Annotated in this window: 15 protein-coding genes and 1 pseudogene; 8 read left to right on the top strand and 8 right to left on the bottom strand. The window is 72.6% G+C overall.

Features of this window, described 5'->3' with window-relative positions:
- Nucleotides 1–26 precede the first annotated feature (26 nt).
- The gene (gene sigJ, locus KIF24_RS13630; RefSeq protein ID WP_221084361.1) at nucleotides 27–911 is read right to left on the bottom strand and encodes an RNA polymerase sigma factor SigJ; all 885 of its coding nucleotides are present in this window, start codon (nucleotides 909–911) and stop codon (nucleotides 27–29) included.
- A 283-nt stretch (nucleotides 912–1,194) separates the two neighbouring features.
- Between sigJ and KIF24_RS32790 the strand changes: the two genes are divergently transcribed.
- A complete protein-coding gene (locus tag KIF24_RS32790) occupies nucleotides 1,195–1,662 on the top strand; it encodes an SDR family oxidoreductase (protein ID WP_331461117.1) in 468 nt (155 codons plus the stop codon).
- A complete protein-coding gene (locus tag KIF24_RS32785) occupies nucleotides 1,650–1,853 on the top strand; it encodes a hypothetical protein (protein WP_230415573.1) in 204 nt (67 codons plus the stop codon). The genes KIF24_RS32790 and KIF24_RS32785 overlap by 13 nt, the downstream gene beginning before the upstream one ends.
- Before the next feature lie 114 nt (nucleotides 1,854–1,967).
- On the opposite strand, the pseudogene KIF24_RS35065 reads toward KIF24_RS32785, so the two are convergent.
- Nucleotides 1,968–2,231 (bottom strand): annotated as a pseudogene (locus KIF24_RS35065) (hypothetical protein); the annotation flags it as partial.
- An 8-nt stretch (nucleotides 2,232–2,239) separates the two neighbouring features.
- On the opposite strand from KIF24_RS35065, the gene KIF24_RS13615 reads away from it, so the two are divergent.
- The 4 genes from KIF24_RS13615 to KIF24_RS13600 are packed head-to-tail and all read left to right on the top strand — an operon-like array spanning nucleotide 2,240 to nucleotide 5,469.
- Nucleotides 2,240–3,202 (top strand): hypothetical protein, encoded by a 963-nt coding sequence (locus KIF24_RS13615; protein WP_230415569.1) that lies wholly within the window; start codon nucleotides 2,240–2,242, stop codon nucleotides 3,200–3,202.
- Nucleotides 3,199–3,654, top strand: a complete 456-nt coding sequence (locus KIF24_RS13610; protein ID WP_221084360.1) for an ABA4-like family protein — start codon at nucleotides 3,199–3,201, stop codon at nucleotides 3,652–3,654. The genes KIF24_RS13615 and KIF24_RS13610 overlap by 4 nt, the downstream gene beginning before the upstream one ends.
- 4 nt (nucleotides 3,655–3,658) lie before the next feature.
- Nucleotides 3,659–4,846 (top strand): sensor histidine kinase, encoded by a 1,188-nt coding sequence (locus tag KIF24_RS13605; RefSeq protein WP_221084359.1) that lies wholly within the window; start codon nucleotides 3,659–3,661, stop codon nucleotides 4,844–4,846.
- Entirely contained in the window at nucleotides 4,843–5,469 is a 627-nt protein-coding gene (locus KIF24_RS13600; RefSeq protein WP_221084358.1) for a response regulator transcription factor, read from the top strand. Before KIF24_RS13605 ends, KIF24_RS13600 begins: the two co-directional genes overlap by 4 nt.
- Before the next feature lie 43 nt (nucleotides 5,470–5,512).
- On the opposite strand, the gene KIF24_RS13595 is transcribed toward KIF24_RS13600, so the two are convergent.
- The gene (locus tag KIF24_RS13595) at nucleotides 5,513–5,815 is read right to left on the bottom strand and encodes a MoaD/ThiS family protein (RefSeq protein WP_221084357.1); all 303 of its coding nucleotides are present in this window, start codon (nucleotides 5,813–5,815) and stop codon (nucleotides 5,513–5,515) included.
- Nucleotides 5,812–6,927, bottom strand: coding sequence for a WD40/YVTN/BNR-like repeat-containing protein (locus KIF24_RS13590; protein ID WP_221084356.1), 1,116 nt, complete (start codon nucleotides 6,925–6,927; stop codon nucleotides 5,812–5,814). Before KIF24_RS13590 ends, KIF24_RS13595 begins: the two co-directional genes overlap by 4 nt.
- A gap of 312 nt (nucleotides 6,928–7,239) precedes the next feature.
- On the opposite strand from KIF24_RS13590, the gene KIF24_RS13585 reads away from it, so the two are divergent.
- Together KIF24_RS13585 and KIF24_RS13580 are read left to right on the top strand one after the other, a co-directional pair.
- Nucleotides 7,240–7,665 carry a hypothetical protein gene (locus KIF24_RS13585; RefSeq protein ID WP_221084355.1) on the top strand — a complete coding sequence of 142 codons (426 nt, stop codon included), beginning with the start codon at nucleotides 7,240–7,242 and terminating at the stop codon, nucleotides 7,663–7,665.
- A gap of 33 nt (nucleotides 7,666–7,698) precedes the next feature.
- Complete coding sequence (locus KIF24_RS13580) at nucleotides 7,699–10,305, top strand: alpha-amylase family glycosyl hydrolase (protein ID WP_221084354.1); 2,607 nt, start codon at nucleotides 7,699–7,701, stop codon at nucleotides 10,303–10,305.
- Nucleotides 10,306–10,359: 54 nt separating this feature from the next.
- On the opposite strand, the gene KIF24_RS13575 is transcribed toward KIF24_RS13580, so the two are convergent.
- From KIF24_RS13575 to KIF24_RS13560, 4 genes are all read right to left on the bottom strand, one after another.
- Nucleotides 10,360–10,869: a hypothetical protein gene (locus KIF24_RS13575; RefSeq protein ID WP_221084353.1), complete on the bottom strand. Its 510-nt coding sequence runs from the start codon at nucleotides 10,867–10,869 to the stop codon at nucleotides 10,360–10,362.
- The gene (locus KIF24_RS13570) at nucleotides 10,859–12,607 is read right to left on the bottom strand and encodes a RyR domain-containing protein (protein WP_221084352.1); all 1,749 of its coding nucleotides are present in this window, start codon (nucleotides 12,605–12,607) and stop codon (nucleotides 10,859–10,861) included. Before KIF24_RS13570 ends, KIF24_RS13575 begins: the two co-directional genes overlap by 11 nt.
- A gap of 228 nt (nucleotides 12,608–12,835) precedes the next feature.
- A complete protein-coding gene (locus KIF24_RS13565; protein ID WP_221084351.1) occupies nucleotides 12,836–13,222 on the bottom strand; it encodes a DUF2267 domain-containing protein in 387 nt (128 codons plus the stop codon).
- Nucleotides 13,223–13,297: 75 nt separating this feature from the next.
- Nucleotides 13,298–14,911, bottom strand: coding sequence for a flavin monoamine oxidase family protein (locus KIF24_RS13560; RefSeq protein ID WP_221084350.1), 1,614 nt, complete (start codon nucleotides 14,909–14,911; stop codon nucleotides 13,298–13,300).
- Nucleotides 14,912–15,035 lie beyond the last annotated feature (124 nt).

Here is a 15,035-nt window from a genome sequence, read left to right as displayed (position 1 = left end):
CGGTGGACCTGCGGGCCGGGCGGGCGTCAGTCGGTGAAGGCGGCGAGGTCCAGCCGGTGCAGCCGGTCCGGGTCGGCGATGACGTCGATCCCGGCGATGCGTCCACCGCTGACGGTGAAGGCCATGACGGAGAGCGGACGCCCGGCCGCGGTGACGACCACCCCGGCACCGCCGTTGATCACGGCGTGACGCGCGAACGGTGAGAACCGACCGAACGTGGTCGCCTGGGCGGCGACGGCCGGCGCGCCGGTGATCACGGTGGTGTGGCGGGTGCGCGTGGCGCCGCCGTCGGCACGCAGCACGACGTCCGGGTGCAGCAGCGTGACGAGCCGGTCGAAGTCACCGTCACGGGCGGCGGCCAGGAACGCGGTGACCACGTCACGCTGACGGGCCAGGTCGGTGTCGGCCGGCGGTGCCTGCCCGCGCACCCGGCGCCGGGCCCGGCTGGCCAGCTGCCGCGCGGCGACGGGTGACCGCTCGATCATCGGGGCGATCTCGTCGAAGGGCACCCCGAACATGTCGTGCAGCACGAACGCCAGCCGTTCCGCCGGGGCGAGCGTGTCGAGCACCACCAGCAGCGCCAACCCGACCGAGTCGGCCAGCACAGCGGCATGCTCGGGGTCGTCGGGGCCGGCGGGGCTGACCACCGGATCGGGTACCCGCACGTCGAGCGGCTCCTCGCCCCGGCGCTGACGGGTGCGCAGGATGTTCAGGCACACCCGGGCGATCACCGTGGTCAGCCAGGCGGCCAGGTTGTCCACCTTGTCGGCGTCGGTGCGGGACAGGCGTAGCCAGGTCTCCTGCACGGCGTCGTCGGCCTCGCCGAGGGAACCGAGCATCCGGTAGGCCACCGCACGCAGCTGGGGCCGCTGCTCCTCGAACCGCTCGACCGACCAGGCGGACCCACCCATCCCGCTCCCCTTCCCGGTGACGTCATCCACTCGACCCCGCCGGGCTCGTGGATGTGACAGCGGCCCGGTCACATCGACCGGGCCGGCGGGGTCGAGCCGGTGACGCCACGAACGTAGCCGACCGCCCGCACGGTGCGGTCCCGACGCGGGGAGACACCATGACCTCACCGATCCTGGTCACCGGCGGCACCGGCACCCTCGGGCGGCTGGTCACGCCGCTGCTGCGTGAGGCCCGGCAGCCGGTGCGGGTGCTCAGCCGCCACGGCGGCCCGGCCGCACCGGGGTGGAACAGGTCACCGCCGACCTGTCCAGCGGCGACCGCGTCGACGACGCGGTGCGCGACGCCGGGATCGTCCTGCACCTGGCCGGTGGGCAGAAGGGCGACGACCAGGTGGCCCGCACGCTGGTGCGGGCGGCACAGCAGGCCCGCGTACGCCATCTGGTCTTCATCTCGGTCATCGGAGCCGACCGGGTGCCACTCGGCTGGCTGCGCACCAAGCTGGCCGCCGAGGAAGCGGTCGCGGGCTCCGGACTGCCCTGGACGATCCTGCGCGCCGCCCAACTCCACGAGCTGGTGCTGACCCTTGCCCAGAAACTGGCCGCGCTGCCGGTGGTCCCGACCCCGGGGATCCGGCTGCAACCGGTGGACGGCCGCGACGTCGCGACCCGGCTCGCCGAACTCACGCTGGCACCGCCGGCCGGCCGGGTGCCCGACCTGGCCGGCCCCGGGTGTACGCGATGGACGAGCTGATCCGCCGCTACCTGCGTGCCACCGGTCGGCGCCGGCTGCTGCTGCCGGTCCGGATGCCGGGGCGGGCGGGTCGCGCGTACCGTGCCGGGGCGAACCTGGCGCTCGACGGCGCCACCACCGGCACGCGGACCTTCGAGGCGTTCCTCGCCGAACAGATCGAGGTTCCCGGCCCTCCGACCGCGCCTCGCTGACGCAGGCCGGGGCAGCGGCGGGTCTACGATGAGCGCGGCGAAGACCACGGTGTGTGGTGTGCCGAGTTGGCCGGCGAGGTGGGCGTCGCTGTTGCCGAACCCGCCGTACCGTCAGTCGACCAGTTGCTCCGGAGCAAGGCCGAGGGCGAGCCAGTGCCCGGTCCGGGTGGTGACCTCCTGGCCCAGGATCACCAGCAGGTCGTCGCCCGCGTACCGGCGCCAGTCGGCGTGGAGAGCAACCGCCTGGCTAGTCACGCCCGGGTGCAGGAGCCGCTCGGTGGTCGCCCCTCTCCTACCGAGGGAGGAGGCGGCGGCCCTACCACCGGCCGCAACCGCGCCCCGCGGTCGGGCGACGTCCGCGCCCGCGGCCAGCAGCATCTACAGGCATGACTGCCAACCTGTTCCGGCGGGCGCACTGGCACCGCCCCCTGATGGTCTTCGTCTCGGCGATGGCGGTGCTCGCCCTCGTCTGCGCGGTCGGCATCGTCGCCGACCAGCGGGTGCTGACCGGCGTGCCGATCTGGCTCAAGCCGTTCAAGTTCTCGGTGTCCTTCGTGTTGTACGGCCTCACCCTGGCCTGGCTGCTCTCCCTGCTGCGCCGCCGCAGCCGGGTCGCGGAGTGGGCGGCCACCGTCGTGGTCGCCATGGCGGTGGTGGAGATGATCGTCATCGTCGGCCAGGTGCTGCGCGGCACCACCAGCCACTACAACGAGACCTCCAGCCTGAACGCCGCGCTGTGGCAACTGATGGGCACGGCGATCATCGTGCTGTTCATCGCGCACCTCGTGATCGGCATCGTGGTGCTGCGGCAGCCGATCGCCGACCGGGCCGGCCGGTACGCGATCGGCCTGGGGCTCGGCCTGGCGCTGCTCGGCATGCTGGTCGCGATACCGATGACGTTGCCCGGCCAGGCTCCCGCCGTCGAGGGGATCGCCGGGGCGCACAGTGTCGGCGTGGCGGACGGCGGGCCGGGGCTGCCGCTGGTCGGCTGGAGCACCACCGGCGGAGACCTGCGGATCGGGCATTTCGTCGGACTGCACGGGATGCAATTGTTGCCGATCCTGGCGCTGCTGCTGGGCAGGTTCGCCGGTGGCCGGCTGGACGAGCGCACCCGGGCGCGGCTGCTGATGGTCGCGGGCGTCGCGTACGGTGCGTTCACGATCCTGCTCACCTGGCAGGCGCTGCGCGGTCAGCCACTGCTGCGGCCGGACGCGCACACCCTGGCCGCCACGGCGGTGCTGCTGGTGGCGACGGCGACGGCGATCGGCGGCGTGATGATCCGGCGACCTCGCCCGGCGGATCAGACCGTGCCTCATGCCGGCACGGAGCGCAGCGGAGTGCCGGCATGAGCGCTACGTTGTTCACCCTGACGTTCGCGGTGGCCGCCCCGTTCTGGGCGTTGATGATCCTGCTGCCGAACTGGTCCGTCACCGCCCGGGTCATCCGGTCGCCGCTGATCGTCGCGCCCGTCGTGGCGATCTACGCGATCCTGGTGCTTCCGGCGCTCGGCGAGGTCCTGCCGGCGGTGGCGTCGCCCACCCTGGACGCCGTACGCGACCTGCTGGGCACCGACGACGGTGCGGCGGCGGCCTGGGCACACATGATCGCGTTCGACCTGTTCGTCGGCCGGTGGGCGTGGCTGGACAGCCGGGAGCGGCGGGTGCCGCCGCTGGTCGTGGCGCCGGTGCTGGTGCTGACGATCCTGCTCGGCCCGCTCGGTCTGGCCGCCTACCTGGCGGTGCGCACCAGATGGATGCCGCCGCCGGCCATTCGTCGCTCCGAGCCGCACCGCCTAGGCTGAGGCCGTGGGATGGGTGGGGCGGCTGTTCGACGCGCGCGACACCCTCGTGCGGATGGCGCTGCTGGTCCTCTCCGGCGTCGGATATCTGGTCTTCGGAACCAAGAGCGGCGTCGCGCCGACGACCGCGCAGTGGATCCTCGCGGTGCTCGCCTTCGCCGTCGGGCTGTGGTTCCACCGCCGGCCGCTGGTCAACCTGGTCGTCCAGACCGCGCTGCTGGCGGTCACGATCCAACTCATCGACGACATCACGATCAACCAGGTCGGCGCCAGTTGGGCGTTGCTGGAGCTGACCATGCGGGCCCGCCGGACCCGGACCGTCTGGCTGGCCGCCGGGCTGCTGGCCGTGGTCGACCTGACCGACTCGATCGGCGACCCGCTCCCGCGCTTTCTCTCCGGCGTCTTCGGCCTGCTGCCCGAGGTCGGCATTCCGCTGCTGCTCGGACTGGTCATCCGGACCACCCGGGAGCTCGCCCAGCAGGCGCAGCAGCGGGTGGCGGAGGCGCAACGTCGGCGCGAATCGGAGAACCGCGCCGCGCGGGCCGACGAGCGCAGCGCCATCGCACGGGAGTTGCATGACGTGGTCGCGCATCACGTGGCGTCGATGGTGCTGCGGGTCGGCGTGGCCCGGCACGTGCTGACCGACCTGGATCCGCGGGTCGGTGCGGTCTTCGACGACGTGCACGGCACGGGCAGCGCGGCTCTGGCCGACCTGCGCCGGCTGGTCGCGGTGCTGCGTGATCCCGACGGTGCGCGGTCCGACGCGGCGCTGACCGCGATCGACCCGGCGGCGCTGCCGGCCGCCCTCGGCGCGGCGGTCGACCGGGCCCGCCAGTCCGGTGTCACCGTGGAGGCCGACATCGATCCGGCGGTCGGTTCGCTCGACGCGGTGCGGGGTCTGGCGGTGCTCCGCCTCACCCAGGAGTCGCTGACCAACGTGGCCAAGCATGCCGGCACGGCCGCGGTGGCCCGCCTGTCGGTCGGGGTGGTCGACGGGGCCGTCCACTGGGAGGTCGTCGACGACGGGCGCGGCCGGGTGCCGGCCTCGGTGCCGGTCGGCGGCGGCCACGGCCTCACCGGGATGCGCGAGCGGGTCGAGGTGCTCGGCGGGCAACTGGCGGCCGGCCCGTTGGGCACGGGTTGGCGGGTGGGCACCGTGCTGCCGGCCGCGCCGCGACCGACGGAGCCGGCATGATCCGCGTCCTGTTGGTCGACGACCAGCATCTCATCCGCACGGGCCTGCGCATGCTCTGCGAGTCCGAGCCCGACATCGAGGTGGTCGGCGAGGCCGACAACGGCCGTGACGCGATCACCCTCGCCGCTCGGCTCGTCCCCGACGTGGTGGTGATGGACCTGCGCATGCCGGGCGTCGACGGGATCTCCGCGACCAGCCGCATCCTCGCCGACCGTCCCACCGTCCGCGTCCTGGTGCTGACCACGTTCGGCGACGACGACCACCTCTATCCGGCGCTGACCGCGGGCGCCTGCGGTTTCCTGCTCAAGGACGCCCCGCCGGCCGACCTGCTGGACGGGGTGCGCCGGGCCGCGAGCGGCGAGAGCCCGTTCAGCCCGGAGGTGCTGCGCCGCCTGGTACATCGGGCGGTGCACGCGCGCGCCGAGACACCACCACCGGTCGACGGGCTGACCGCCCGGGAGCAGCAGGTGCTGGAGTTGGTCGCCGAGGGTCTGTCCAACGCCGAGATCGCGGAGCGCCTGCACATCGGCGTCACCACGGTGAAGACCCACATCACCGCGCTGATGACCAAGACGGGCAGCCCCAACCGGGTGCGCCTGGCCCTGTCCGCCCGCGGCGTCTGAGTGCCCGCCGCCGCCGGCCTTCCGCTCGCGGTCGGCTGTCCGGCTATCCCCCGGCCATCGCGCCGAGGATGATGAACGGCTCGTCGCCGGCGATCACCCGCTCGGGCAGTGGTGCGTCGGCCGGGGAGTTGGAGAGGTCCTCCTCGCAGGCGTAGAAGCGGACGAAGGCGCGGCGCTTGCCGCTGTGCCGGTCGCGGATGGTGCCGAGCAGCATCGGGTACCGCGCCTCGACGGCGTCCAGCACCAGGCGTTGGGTGGCCGGCCCGGGGCCGGCCACCGCCACCCGCACCTCGCCGGTCACATGGGCGAGGTTCTTCAGATGAGCCGGGAGGACGACCCGGATCACGGCAGCACCTGGACTTCCACGGAGAGCACGGGCGGCAGGTCCCGGACGATCGGCGCCCAGCTGTCGCCACTGTCGGTGGAGTGGTAGACCTGGCCACCGGTGGTGCCGAAGTAGATCCCGCAGTCCTCCAGCGAGTCGACCGCCATCGCGTCGCGCAACACGTTGACGTAGCAGTTGGCCTGCGGCAGCCCGTCGGTCAGCGGCTCCCACTCGTCGCCACCGGTGCGGCTGCGGTAGACGCGCAGCCTCCCCTCCGGCGGGTAGTGCTCGGAGTCGCTCTTGATCGGCACGACGTAGATGGTCTCCGGCTCGTGCGCGTGCACCGCGATCGGGAAGCCGAAGTCCGACGGCAGGTCGCCGCTGACCTCGCGCCAGTTCGCCCCGGCGTCGTCACTGCGCATGACGTCCCAGTGTTTCTGCATGAACAGCGTGTCCGGCCGGGACGGGTGCTGGGTGATGTGGTGCACGCAGTGGCCGACCTCGGAGTCCTGGTCGGGGATCTCGCCCGAGCGCAGGCCCTTGTTGATCGGCAGCCAACTGGCGCCCGCGTCGTCGCTGCGGAACGCGCCCGCCGCCGAGACGGCGGTGTAGATCCGGCCCGGGCGCACCGGGTCGAGAATGATCGTGTGCAGGCACAGGCCACCGGCGCCGGGCTGCCACGACGGCCCGCTCGGGTGGTTACGCAGGGCGGTCAGCTCGGTCCACTTGCCGCCGCCGTCGCCGGAGACGTAGAGGGCGGCGTCCTCCGCGCCCGCGTACAGCGTGTCGGGGTCGTCGCGGGACGGCTCGAGATGCCAGATGCGCTTGAACTCCCACGGGCGCGGGGTGCCGTCGTACCAGAGGTGTTCGCCGACGTCGCCGGCGTAGGCGAAGTCGTTGCCGACCGTGGCCCAGGTCCGGCCGCCGTCGTCCGAGCGTTGGATCAGCTGGCCGAACCAGCCGCCGGACTGGGAGGCGTAGAGCCGGTCCGGATCGGCCGGCGACCCGGTGAGGTGGAAGATCTCCCAGCCGCCGAAGTGCGGCCCCTCGACCGTCCAGTCCCTCCGACTGCCGTCCGAGGTCAGCACGAAGGCGCCCTTTCGCGTCCCCACCAGCACCCGTACACCGCTCATCTGCGTGTCCTCTCGTCATCATCATCGTCTCCGGCCGGGGCGGGTGACAGCGCCCGCCACGCCGTGATCCATCGGCTCGTGGTCGGTCTACTCCCCGGGTATGACGAAAAGGCGTCAGCCGGGCGGACACGACGGCACCGCCGGCCGGACCGTCGCGGTCTGTCGGATGTGCGTCACGGGCGCGCGGGTGGGTGCTCGTGATCAGGGCGATCCGATGGTGACGGCGGCACCGCCCCGCGGCCGGCGGTTTCCCGCGCGGATCCCACCGCCGGGACCCTTGCACAGCGTAGTGCCAACGACCACGATGGGATCATGGCCGATGGATTGATCTTGCAGGTCGTGCCCGACGGGCCGGTCTCCGACGAGGAACTGGCAGAGCAGGCACGGCATCTCAAGGACCACCTGAACCAGCTGCCGGGCGTCGAGGCGACCGAAGTCACCGGGGAGGCGGTGCCGGGGGCGCGGGACACGGTCAGCTACATCTTCGGGCTGCTCGCCCTCGCCGTCTTCACCGTGCCGACGGTGAAACGGGCGGCGGCGGATCTCCGGCACGTGGCCGAGGTCATCAAGCGCTACCAGGAACGCAACAAGGGCAAGCGGCTGCGGATGACCATGCCGGACGGCACCGAGATCGACGTGCGGGACGTGTCGGAGAAGACCCTGACCGAGCTCATCAGGTCGGTGTCGGTGCCCCGGCAGGGCACCGCCGGGGTGCCCGAGAAGGTCGACGGTGACTGACCCGGAGGCATCCGGACCCGTCGGACAGCCGCGGTGAAGCGCGCACTCCTGATCGGGGTGGGCAGCTACACCAGCGAGGCGCTGCCCGAGCTGGACTCCCCCGCCAGCGACCTCAAGGACTGGGCCCGGCTCCTGCGGGATCCGGCCCTCGGCGCCTTCGACGACGTGCGGGACTGCCTCGACGCCGACTCGCACACCGTGCAGCTCGCCCTCTACGACTTCCTGACCAGAGCGGATCCGCACGACTTCCTGCTGGTCGGCTACTCCGGCCACGGGCGGCTGCACAACGACCACCGGCTCTACCTCACCGCGACCGACACCGACACCGACCGGTTGCCGCCGACCGCCGTGCCCACCGACGAGCTGCGGCACTGGATCGACGAGTGCCGGGCCCGCGAACTGGTCCTCGTTCTCGACTGCTGCCACGCGGGCGCCTTCGGCGACCTCAAGCAGCGCGGCGACCGCAGCCGCATCGTGGTGGTCTCCGCCGGCGCCACCGAGCTGGCTCACGAGGGTGACGGGCACAAGCAGCACGCGTTGCCGTCCGCGTTCGCCGGGCCCTTCCTGGAAGGGCTGCGCACCGGCGGTGCCGACCGCGACGGCAACGGCATCATCAGCGTCCGGGAGGCATTCGAGTACGCGGCCGTCCGGATGGTCGACCGGGAACGCCGGCAGACCCCCCAGATGCGGGCCGCCGGCGTCGGGGACCTGATCCTCAGCAACGCGCCGCGCCGCCCCGAACTCGTACCAGACGACCTGCTCGCGCTCACCCGCAGCCGGCTGCCGGCGGCGCGGGTGCTGGCCGTGGACGAGCTGAGCAACTGGGCGTACGGCAACCAGCGGACCCGCGAGCAGTTGGTGGCCGCCTTCGAGACGCTGGAGGCCCTGGAACGGGATCCCGCGGAGCGGGTGGCCGAACGGGCCCGCCAGGCCCTGTCCGGCCGGCTCCGGGTCACCCGCGCCGAGGTCACCGAGGAACCCGGACCGGAGCCGCCGGACGAGCCGGGCTGGGCGGCCGGCAGCACCTTCTACGAGGTCAACGTCCGGTTCTTCTACGACTCCGACGGCGACGGCCACGGCGACCTGCGCGGCGTCACCGAGAAGCTGGACTACCTGCGCCGGCTGGGGGTCGACTGCCTGCTGCTCAACCCGATCATGGCGTCTCCGTCGCCGGGCGACGGTCGGGCGGCGTCGGACTTCGAGGCGATCGACGAGGGTCTCGGTGCCCCGTCACACCTGCTGGAGTTGCTCAGCCTCGCCCACCGGCAGGGGCTGCGGGTGGTGCTGGACCTGGTGCTGAACCACACCAGCGACCAGCACCCGTGGTTCCAGGCGTCCCGCAGCGACCCGGACGGCCCGTACGGCGACTTCTACGTGTGGAGCGACACGGGCGAGGACTACGCCGAGGCCGACGATCCGCTGGGCAGCCACGGCGCGGGGTGGACCTACGACGGCCGGCGACGCCAGTACTACTGGCACCGCTACGGCCGGGCAGAGCCGGACCTGAACTACGACGTGCCCGAGGTGCGGGCGGCGATGCGCGACGTGATGGACTTCTGGCTCCGGCAGGGCGTGGACGGCCTGCGCCTGCTGACCGTGCCCTACCTGTTCGAACGCAGCGGCACCTCCAGCAAGGGCCTCGACGAGACCCACGGCTACCTGCGGGAGCTGCGGTCCTGGTTGGACTCGACGTACGCCAACCGGATCCTCGTCGCGTGGAGCGAGGACTGGCCGCAGGGCGCCGGCTCCTACTTCGGCACCGCGGAACACCCCGAGTGCCACCTGGTGATGTACGCCCCGCTGATGCCGAGTCTGCTGCTGGCCATGCGGCGCGAGACGCACCGGCCGGTGTCCCGGGTGCTGTCGCAGATGGGTGACCAGCCGGCCGACCGGCACTGGGCGGTGTTCCTCCGCAACGGCGACGAGATGCCGCTGGGCCTGCTGCACGAACGGGAACGCGACGACCTGCTGCGGGCGTACGCGCCGCTGGCCCGGATGCGCGGTGCGACCGGTATCCGCCGCCGGACCGCCACGCTGCTCAACGACGACCGGGGCCAGCTGGAGCTGGCGTTCGCGTTGTTGCTGTCCATGCCGGGCGTACCGGTGCTGTACTACGGCGACGAGATCGGCATGGGCGAGAACCTGGCGCTGCCGGGCCACCTGGCGTTCAACACGCCGATGCAGTGGGCACCGGACCGCAACGGGGGCTTCTCCGTGGCGCAGCCGGAGAACCTGCCGGCACCGCCCATCCACGAGTCGATCTACGGCTACATGGCGGTCAACGTGGAGAACCAGCTCCGCTCGCGCTCCTCGCTGCTGCACGTGGTCGAGAAGCTGATCGAGACACGGCAGGCCTGGCCGGCCTTCTCCCGCCCCGGCTGCCGGATCGTCCGGTCGACCAACCCGGCGGTCCTGGCGTTCCTGCGCGGCGAGCCCGACGACGAGGTGCTCTGCCTGTTCAACTTCTCGCGGTACCCGCAGACGTCGACGCTCGGCCTGCTCCCGCACGCCGGACGCCGGCCCCGGGAGCTGATGGGCGGCGCCGAGTTCCCCCGGGTGCCGGACTCCGGCGACTACGACCTCGGCGTGGCCGGTCACGGCGTCTTCTGGCTCTCCCTGGCCACGCCGCCGGCCGGGTAGCGGCGGCGCCGGGCGAGACCGGCCACGGGCCGTACGGTCGCCCGACCGGACCGCTCAGACCTCGCGGGACTCGCGACGGGAGTTGGCGGGCCAGAGGATCGTGGTCGGGATGCCGCGCTGCCGCGCCCAGCCCACGGTCCGGTCGGTCGACGCCGCGTGACAGCCCGGCTTGCCGTCCCAGACCGCCACCAGCCGCTGCACCCGCAGCAGCAGCTCCCGGTTGGCCGCCACGTAGGCGGCGGTGCTGGAGGTCCGGTGCCCGGTGTGCACGACCCGGCTCGCCCGGCGCAGCAACTCGTCGAAGGCGGCCCGGCTGGTCGGCCCGATCGTGTCCCGGTAGTCCCGGGCGGGCAGGATCACCTCGTACGTGCCCCCGCTGTCCAGCACCGCGCGGGCGAAGATCTGGTCGGTGCCGGCCGCTAGGCAGGTGACGCCGTGCACCGGCCGGTCGCTGATCCGGCCCAGCTCGACCCGCAGCGCGTCTTCGACCAGCCGCTCGGTGGCCGGGGTCAGGTTGATGTGCCCGGTGACCCCGACCCGGACCGGCCCGCGATCAGGCGACATCGGCCGATCCCTCCCGCTGGGCGGGCACGGCGGGAGCCAGCCGGATCAACTCGAAACCACCGTCGGACAACACGTCGGGCAGCGCCCGGATCTCCTCGCGGTTCTGCTCCTGGACGGCCGGGGACAGCTCGGCCCACGGCCGCAGGGCGGGATGCCGCCGTCGGATCTCGTCGCGCGGCACGCCGTACGTCCAGCCCTCGCCGCGCCGTTCCCGGCACCACCGCTCGTGTTCCAGCCGGGCCAGCTGGTCGATCCGGTCGTCGATGGCCCGCCCGGCGGCCGTGGCGTCACCGGCGCCGCCGTGGCGGGGCGCGACGACACAGCCGAGGTTCAGCAGCTTGGCGGCGATGTCCTGGACGTGGCTGCGATTGGCCCGGCGCAGCGACTCGGGCAGCCGGGACCAGGGCACCATGGCGGGCGCCTCGCCGAGGCGTACCCCAGCGCGCTGCTGGGCGTGCAGGTACCGCTCGTGGATCTGCTGGGCCAACCGCTCGGTGAGGTCCTCGGCGATCAGCCGGGCGTCGCAGGCGTGCGTCAGCACCGGATAGAGGCGCAGCTTGCCGTGCACCTCGTCGAGCAGGTCGTGGCGGGAGTCGCCGTGGAAGGCGGCGGCGAGGGCGGCCTGCCGGTAGACGGGCACGAAGACCGCACTCTCTGCCCCCCGCCAGAGCGCGGGCGTGTCCAGCGCGAACTGCAGGCCACCGAGCTCGTCCGGGGCGCAGACGTAGATGCGGTCGTAGCCACCCGCGCCGAACTGGGCCAGCCCGACCAGCCCGTCGATGTCAAGGTCGTACGCGGACACCCGGCAGACGCTGCGCAGGAAGGGGTAGCGCGAGGCGGCGAGGGTGAGTTCGGTGCGGGCGTCCGGTGCCACCAGGTCCACCTGCAACGGCCGGACGGGCCGGCCGCCGGCCGCCCGGCGTACCCGCCAGTGCCGGGCCGTCTCCACCAGCAGCGCCCGACGGAAGCTGCCGGCACCGGCGATGAGCACCTTCGTCGGCCGGCCGGGAGTCGACGGCAACGGGTGGTGCCGGTGCAGGGCGCGGGCGGCGATGTCGTCGACGTGGAAGTAGTCCAGCCGCAGCCGGCTGGAGCCGGCGGCGCCGAGCCGCCGGGCCTGCAACGACAGGCACATCTCCGGATCGTGGACCTGGACGTAGACCCGGGGTGGGTGCCGCCGGTCCTGGATCAGCCGGTTGGCGGTGTTGGCGATCGCGTGGTTGTGGTCGTCGTCGTCGGTGCAGGCGTAGACGGTGTGCGATCGTGGCAGGCCGGCGCCGCGCAACACCTCGATGTTGGTGGGATCACCGACGACGCCGAGGTACCGGCGCCGGCGGTACTCCAGCGGTCCGAACGGTTCGGCGCGCACCACGACCACCCGCTCGCCGTCGGCGTAGAGCCGGTCGGCGAGCATGTGGGCGAACTGCGAGTCGCCGCAGACCACCACGTGGTCGCCGGCTCGCCGGGCGCGCAGCCGGCGGATCTCGGCGGCCAGCAGCAGCCGGCCGGCCTCGGCCACGGCCAGCAGGGTGAACAGCGGGGCGACGAACCGGGCGACCTGCAGTTGCCACGGGTACGGGCCCGGCTCCTCGAAGAGTTCGGCGCTGAGGAAGAACAGTTGCAGGTCGTAGTAGAGGATGTCGTAGGTGTCGTGGATGGTGCCGGGGCGCACCTCCGACAGGCGTTCCAGGCCGAGATAGCCGAGCGTCAACGCGACCAGGCCGATCACCGCGAACACGGCTCGCAGCCACCACGCGGCGGGGCGGACCGCGCCGGGGATCGGGGCGTCACGGCGCGGCTGCCCGGGCCGGGTGACCGTGGGGACGCCCGCCGGGCAGACCTCGACGCCCGGGCCGTCGTCGCGGCCACCGGATTGCGACCATGGGCGCCATGGTATTGGACGAAGTCGATCAAGACGGTGTTCGGCGTGCCGGCCGGCCGGCACTTTTTCGCAGGTGAGGACCGGTCAGGGTGCGCGGGGCAGCGGCTGGACCAGGTTGCGCAGCTGCGCCGGCAGCTGCGCCAGCGCGTCGGTGAACTCGCGGTGCCCGGCCACCGGGTGCAGGGTCTGCAGGACGGCCCGTACGCCGCGCTCGGCGAGCTCGGGATCCACCCCGGCGCGTTCCGTCACCCGCCGCAGGAACTCGTCGTACCCGAAGGCCTCCGGCTCCTCCGTGCCCTTGGTCAGGTAGTCGCGCAGCTCGTACGCGACCCGGTCGGCCAGCCTGGCCGCCTCGCCGCCGCTGATCCGCTCCGTGAGGGTGCGCAGGGTGGCCACCGTCAACGCCTGCGCCGTGTCCGGCGCGACGCCCGCCCGTCCGGCCACCTTCTCGAAGAACTGCAGTTCAGCCATGCCCCGTCGTCCCTCCGTCGACCGAAAGGGTGCGGTTACCCCGGGTCACCGGCGGCAAACCGGCCCCGGTGCCGGTCAGCTCGACATGACGCGGGCGTGCAGGTCGGTGACCACCTTGCGGGCCGACTCGAACGCACCGGCCTGCCAGGCGATGTAGTGGCTGAGGTGGTCACCGGCGAAGTAGACCCGCCCGTCCGGTTCCAGCAACCGGCCGTACTGCCCGCTGGTCCGCGACGGCCACGACACCCAGCCGCCCTCCGAGTGGCGGGTGCGCTCCCAGGCGACGGAGAACGAGGTCTCCAGCTCGGTGCGGTACTTCTCGCCGTGGATCCTGACGCCCTGGGCGACGGCCCGGGCCTCCCGCTCGGCGGGGGTCAGCGCCGCGTACGCCTGTGCGTTGCCGCCGAAGTTGTAGTAGCCGACGACCAGGCCCTTGGCGCCGTGGTAGCCGTAGGACGGGTACCAGATCGTGGCGAGGTCCAGGTTGGTGTTGGTGATGCCGGAGTAGATGTTCTCGTCCTGTTCCCACCAGCGCCGGCGGTACTGCAAACCGATCTTGCCGGTGCTCACCGGGACCGGGTAGCCGAGCGCGTCCCGCACCGGCTGGGTGAGGTTCGACGGGATCTTCGCCAGCACCTGCGGCGGGATGGTGCAGACGCAGAAGTCGGCGGTGGCGATCCGCGGCCGGCCACCGTGCCCGCGGTAGACCACGGAGACACCGGATCCGGTGTTCGAGATGGACCGCACCTCGGCACCGTAGGTGATGAAGCGCCGGCCCACGGCCTCCTCCAGGGCGTACGCGATGCGGTCCATCCCGCCGACCGGCTGGAACATCAGCATCGCCTGGTCGTAGCCGAACTCGAAGGAGAAGTACCGCCCGACGCCGCTGGCCAGGATGTCCTCCAACGGATACGGCGCGAGCTTCGGCGTACCGGCCTCGAAACCGGCGCCCGGTTCCACCTCGTAGCCGCGCCGGTTGGTGCCCGCGTACTTCCAGCTGGCCGCCGGGTCGCCGGCCACCCGGCCGCCGATGGCGCCGAAGCCGCGCAGGAACTCCAGCAGCCGTTCCTGGTCGTCGCCGGTCAGGTAGCCGTCGAGCGCACCCTGGTCGGTGGCCTTGGCGAGCAGTTCGGAGACGTAGCCGTAAACGTCCGCCTTCGCCTCCCGGTGCCGGATCGGCCTGCCGGAGAGCGGCCCGGCGTTCTCGTTGACGTAGTAGGCGTCGGCGTTCTGGTTGCCGAAGATCTCGATCGGCACGCCGAGTTCCCGGCAGTAGTCGAGGGTGACCATGTGCTGCGCGATGCGCGCCGGGCCGGCGTTGAGGTACTGCCCGCCGCTGAACCGGGCCCGCTGGGTCCGCCCGTCCAGGTCGGTCTCGGTGGTGCCGGCACGGACCGTCCAGTTGCGCCCGCCGGGGCGGGTGCGCGCCTCCAAAATCCGCACCCGGTAGCCCGCCTTGCCGAGTTCGTAGGCGGTGGCCAGGCCGGCGATGCCGGCGCCGAGGACGACGACGGACTTCGCGCCCCGGCCGGTCAGGGTGAAATCGGATCGGTCGGGCGCCCGGAACGGCGGTGCCGCCTGCGCGGCGGGCGTCAGGCCCAGCGCGCCCATCGTGCTGTAGAGAACGCCCGCACCGCCGGAAACCCCGACGGCCTGTAGGAACTGCCGCCGCGTCGTCGGTATCGTCACCGCCGCCTCCCTCACAAGATCGAAGTCCGACGATCCCAGCACCGCGTTTCATCGACGTGGCTCTCTTGTTACACGCCGGTCAGCGACGGCGACGACGGGCGCAGCAGCCGTCGCCGTTCGTGGG

Origin of the sequence: Micromonospora tarapacensis (assembly GCF_019697375.1) — a bacterium.
Lineage (GTDB): Bacteria > Actinomycetota > Actinomycetes > Mycobacteriales > Micromonosporaceae > Micromonospora > Micromonospora tarapacensis.
The sequence above is the reverse complement of the archived record's forward strand: the minus strand, read 5'-3'. Positions and strand labels throughout refer to the sequence as shown.

Excerpts from the sequence above, each read along its gene's own strand:
- KIF24_RS13590 (WP_221084356.1), bottom strand. The coding sequence starts at position 6,927 with ATGAGCGGTGTACGGGTGCTGGTGGGGACGCGAAAGGGCGCCTTCGTG.
- KIF24_RS13565 (WP_221084351.1), bottom strand. The coding sequence starts at position 13,222 with ATGGCTGAACTGCAGTTCTTCGAGAAGGTGGCCGGACGGGCGGGCGTC.
- KIF24_RS13610 (WP_221084360.1), top strand. The coding sequence starts at position 3,199 with ATGAGCGCTACGTTGTTCACCCTGACGTTCGCGGTGGCCGCCCCGTTC.
- KIF24_RS13575 (WP_221084353.1), bottom strand. The coding sequence starts at position 10,869 with ATGTCGCCTGATCGCGGGCCGGTCCGGGTCGGGGTCACCGGGCACATC.
- KIF24_RS32785 (WP_230415573.1), top strand. The coding sequence starts at position 1,650 with ATGGACGAGCTGATCCGCCGCTACCTGCGTGCCACCGGTCGGCGCCGG.
- KIF24_RS13600 (WP_221084358.1), top strand. The coding sequence starts at position 4,843 with ATGATCCGCGTCCTGTTGGTCGACGACCAGCATCTCATCCGCACGGGC.
- KIF24_RS13615 (WP_230415569.1), top strand. The coding sequence starts at position 2,240 with ATGACTGCCAACCTGTTCCGGCGGGCGCACTGGCACCGCCCCCTGATG.
- KIF24_RS13585 (WP_221084355.1), top strand. The coding sequence starts at position 7,240 with ATGGCCGATGGATTGATCTTGCAGGTCGTGCCCGACGGGCCGGTCTCC.
- sigJ (WP_221084361.1), bottom strand. The coding sequence starts at position 911 with ATGGGTGGGTCCGCCTGGTCGGTCGAGCGGTTCGAGGAGCAGCGGCCC.